Here is a 4634-nt window from a genome sequence, read left to right as displayed (position 1 = left end):
GTCTTTCACCAGCCAGGAGGCAAGAATGGGGGCCGCCATGGCGATAAAGACCACGGGGCCGCCGATGGCTGTGCCGAGCGCCGCCACCAGAATGGCCTGCGCCAGAATGCCCAGTTGCACCCGATCGCCGTTGACGCCAAGCCCTCTGGCCATCTCGGGGCCAAAGCGCAGCACCGCCAGCGAGCGGGAGAGATAGACAATCCAGGGACAGATCAGCAGCAACAGGATGGCGATGGGGGTGATGGTGCTGTAACCCACGGCGATAAAGCTGCCCATATTCCACAGATAGAGAGAGCTCAAATGCAGCAAGGCCTGAGTGGACATCACAAACTGGCCGAGCGCCTCGAACAGCTCGGAGAGGCCGATACCGATCACCACGAACAGATAGCCCTGCTCGCCCGGTTTGCGGCAGAGGGCATAGAGCACCAGCGCCGCGAAGATGGCGCCGATGGGGGCCGCCCACCAGGGCCAGCTGCCCACGGTCAGGTAGAGGGAGAAGACGATGATGGCCAGAGAGGCGCCGTTGTTGACCCCCACCATGTCGGGTGTGGCCAGCCGGTTGCGAACCAGAGTCTGCACCAGACAGCCGGAGAGCCCCATGGCCGCACCCGCCACCACCACCCCAAGGATACGCGGCAGCCGGATCTTGAACAGGGTGAGCTGCTCAAGCCGCGTCCCCTCCCCCAGCAGGGTGTTGACCACCCCGGCAAAGCCAAGCTTGCCGCCGCCAACGCTCAGGGCCAGCAGAGCAAGCGCCAGCAACGCCACGGCCAGCAGTGCCAGCCAGCGCCAGCTGGGCAGATGGATCAGCACAGAGCGGTTGCCGGCCCGCAGGCAGAGCATATCGGTAGGTGTACGCATCAGCCCCTCACTTGACGGTCAGCAGGGTACGAAAGCCCCCGCGGTGGACAATAGCGATCAGCACAGGTGCACCGATCAGGGCCAGAATAACCCCGTTTGGCAGCTCGAACGGCTGGATCAGCCAGCGCGCCAGAATGTCGGCCAACAGCAGAAACAGCATGCCGAACAGGGCGGAGAAACAGACCTGCACCGACAGCTTTACCGGCTCTACCAGTCGGCCACAGTAGGCGGCCAGAAAGCCGACAAAGCCGATGGGGCCGGCGATGGCAATGGCACTGGCGGTAAACAGGGTGGCGGCCAGCAGCACGCCAATTCGCACCCGGTTGGGGCGGATCCCGAGCGCCTGGGCCTGACTGTCCCCCATCTGCATCAGGGTCAGCTGGCGACAGAGCAGCAAGGTGATGACAAACGCCGCCAGCACGAAGGGCAGCACCGCAATGATGGCATCGAGATTGGCCGCCGACAGGGAGCCGAGGTTCCAGAAGCGGTACTGCTCCAGCACCATCTTGTTGGAGAGCAGCAGAAAGCTGGATAAACCGCCGAAGGTGGCGGAGAGCGCCACCCCGACCAGAATGAGCTTGAGCGGGTTGGAGCGGCCAATCATCATGCCGAGCCCCAACACAATCACGTTGCCGAGCAGTGCGCCGAGTCCGGCCCAGAGCAGATAGCCATAGGCGGACTCCACCCCAAACCAGGTGAGCCCCACCACCAGTGCAAAGACGGCCCCGGCGTTGACCCCGAGCAGGCCGGGTTCTGCCAGCGGATTGCGGGTCGCGCTCTGCAACAAGGAGGCAGCCAGCGATAAAGAGGCGCCGACCACCATGGCACAGAGGGTGCGCGGCAGTCGCAAGGTATTGAGCACCATGGCGAGCTTCTCGTCACTGACCCACAGGGGGTTGTGCGTCAGATACCCGAACACCTCGCGGGCACCATAGACGCCGGCACCTGTGGCCAGCGAGAGGCAAAACAGCGTGCAGAGAAGGAACAATGCCAGCCAGAACAGATGGGTCTGGTACTTAACCACCCTTTACAACTCCTTGCGTTGGGGTCTGACAACATGCAGCCAAACCGACGTGAAAACAGGGCGCTCTTGTGTCAACGGAAATAAAAACGCCGCCCGGACGAATACCCGGACGGCGCAATGTTAAATGCAAATCATTTTTATTTGCAAGTTTTGATGTGTGACGGGATCTCTTCTGCTCAGCTATCCATCACATCATGGCGGGTCTGATGATAGGCCTCTTCACTCTTGCCTCTGCGCCAATAAGGGACCGCGTAGAGCGACTGGCGATCCACCTCGAGCACGGCGCGGCAATGGCGACGCAGCGGCAGCACCAGCGCCTCTTCCCCACCTAGCCAGAAAAAACCGCCATCCCGAGAGAGAGGCAAGGCCTGCACATACTCCAGAATGCCACTGGTTGCGGGCTCTCCCACAAACCAGTGACAGTGTACGCCGACCGGCAGTGTCAGCGGCTGGGCATCCGCCTGATCCGGCACCAGGATAGCAATCTCCCCGCTGGCATCGGCAGGCATCATCTCGCACATCGCCATGATGGCGGGCAAGGCGGTGAGATCCCCCACCAGACAGTAGTGCTTTGCCGGTTGCAGCATAGGGTTGGGGCCACCGGGCCCGGAGAGGATCACCTTATCCCCCGGCTTGGCGTGGGTGGCAAAGGCGCTGGCTGGCCCGCTATCACCATGAAGAACAAAGTCGATATCGAGTTCCAGCTGATCGCGGCGAAACGCGCGGATGGTGTAGGTGCGGATCACCGGCTTGTCCGCCGGGTCACTCCAGCGCGGGCCGCTCGGGGTCATGGCAGGCAGCACCGGCTCTACCTGATGAGGCTGGGCCAGCATCACCTTGATATGGGCCCCGCCACAGGTAAAGGGATAATCAGCCTGCTCGCTGCCACCAAAAGTGATGCGACGCAAATGGGGGGTGATCTGGATAACGGCTTTGACAGTCAGCAGACGGGGACGATTGGGAGGCAGAGATGGGGACACAATGAGGCTCCTCGGTGAGCGTGTCGCCCATGTTACACACAAATAGGAATTACTATCAAATAAGATTGCTTATCATCTAACAGGAACTAGCAGGATTCAAACATCACCAACACTACCGCCAACACCCGAATCCAGAAATAGACTTTATGCACGCGAGCCCCATGATTGGGCAAAGAAAGCTGCCGGGCAACGCCACAGTCACAAAGGGTTCCATTTGCTTATTTCGACCATAGTTTTTCGAGATCAAATTTTATTTCTCAATAAGTTTCCTATCCTTAGTGAAGCAGTTAATGTAAGCACAGGATGCCAAACAGGATTGTATGATGGATGACCAAATCCTGATTATTGATGATGACGATCTCTCTCTCTCTGACACGCCGCAAGCTGGCTGGAAGGTGATGATTGTTGACGATGAGCCCGAAGTGCATCGCATCACCAAAATCACCTTGAACAAATTCGAGTTTGACAATCGCCCCATTGAGTTTCTGCACGCCTACTCGGCAGCAGAGGCAAAAAAGCTGCTGGCCATCACCCCGGATGTCGCCCTGTTGCTGCTGGACGTGGTGATGGAGGTCGACCACGCAGGCCTCGATGTCGTCAAATATGTCCGTGAAGATCTGCAAAACAAGATGGTGCGCATCGTGCTGCGTACCGGCCAGCCCGGCCAGGCACCGGAAGATGACGTGGTGACCAACTACGACATCAACGATTACAAGGATAAAACCGAGCTCACCTCCCAGAAACTGCGTACCCTGTTGCGGGCCAGCCTGCGATCCTATCGGGATATCCGCACCCTGGAGTGCAATCGTCAGGGGCTGGAAAAAGTCATCGAAGCCTCCAAGGGGATCTTTGAGAAACGGGCACTGCGCCAGTTTGTCGAAGGAGCCCAAGAGCAGCTCAGTGCCCTGCTCCATCTGGGTGAGACCCAGATCTACGACGTCAAACAATACGCTTATGAGGTGAAGGAGCAACTGCTGGAGCCCCTGCTGCCCGGCCACCCTGCCATGCGCCTCACGGAAGCACCGGAGATCCTGCGCCAGGCAATGAGCAACCGTAGCAATATCTACAGCGCCAACCAGATGGTGCTCTACTGCCAGAACCCGCGCCACCACCTGCTGTTCCATATCGAGACAACCCGTCAGCTCAACCAGATTGACACCGGCCTGCTCAGCCTCTTTACCGAAAACATCATAGTGGCGCTGGAGAACATCCGGCTCAACGAGGTGATTGCCGACAACCAGCGGGAGATCATTTACCGCATTGGAGAGCTGGTCGAAACCCGCTCAAAAGAGTCAGGACTGCACGTCAAACGGGTGGCGCTCTATACCGAACAGTTCTGCCACCTGATGGGAATGAGTGAAGAGCAGAGTGAGCTCATCAAGCGGGCCTCTCCCCTGCACGATATCGGCAAGGTTGGCATTCCTGACGCCATCCTGCACAAACCGGGCAAGCTGACCCCGGAAGAGTGGGAGATCATGAAAACTCACGCTCAACTGGGTCAGGACATGCTCTCCGGCAGCGACTTGGAGCTGTTCCAGATTGGCGCCACCATCGCAGGCAACCACCATGAAAAGTGGAACGGCAGCGGTTATCCACGGGGCCTGAAGGGAGCAGATATTCCGCTGGAGGGACGGATCGTGGCGCTGGCCGACGTGTTCGATGCCCTGGGCTCGGATCGCTGCTACAAGAAGGCATGGCCCCTGGACAAGGTGCTGGCACTGATTGAAGAGGAGAAGGGACAACATTTCGATCCCCAGCTGGTCGAGCTG

At 59.2% G+C, this 4634-nt stretch carries 4 protein-coding genes; 1 reads left to right on the top strand and 3 read right to left on the bottom strand.

The window, feature by feature from the left end; all coding sequences use genetic code 11:
- From LD28_RS0109035 to LD28_RS0109025, 3 genes are all read right to left on the bottom strand, one after another.
- Window positions 1-861: FecCD family ABC transporter permease (locus LD28_RS0109035; protein ID WP_033136647.1), on the bottom strand; the 861-nt coding region annotated here is incomplete at its 3' end.
- Window positions 862-868: 7 nt separating this feature from the next.
- Window positions 869-1885: a FecCD family ABC transporter permease gene (locus LD28_RS0109030; protein ID WP_033136646.1), complete on the bottom strand. Its 1017-nt coding sequence runs from the start codon at window positions 1883-1885 to the stop codon at window positions 869-871.
- A gap of 176 nt (window positions 1886-2061) precedes the next feature.
- Window positions 2062-2865 carry a siderophore-interacting protein gene (locus LD28_RS0109025; RefSeq protein WP_033136645.1) on the bottom strand — a complete coding sequence of 268 codons (804 nt, stop codon included), beginning with the start codon at window positions 2863-2865 and terminating at the stop codon, window positions 2062-2064.
- A 323-nt stretch (window positions 2866-3188) separates the two neighbouring features.
- Between LD28_RS0109025 and LD28_RS0109020 the strand changes: the two genes are divergently transcribed.
- A partial coding sequence (locus LD28_RS0109020; RefSeq protein WP_033136644.1) for an HD domain-containing phosphohydrolase occupies window positions 3189-4634 on the top strand: 1446 nt, incomplete at its 3' end.

The sequence above is a fragment of the Aeromonas finlandensis genome, assembly GCF_000764645.1.
In the GTDB taxonomy this organism is placed as follows: Bacteria; Pseudomonadota; Gammaproteobacteria; order Enterobacterales; family Aeromonadaceae; genus Aeromonas; species Aeromonas finlandensis.
This window is presented reverse-complemented; position numbering and strand designations above follow the sequence as displayed.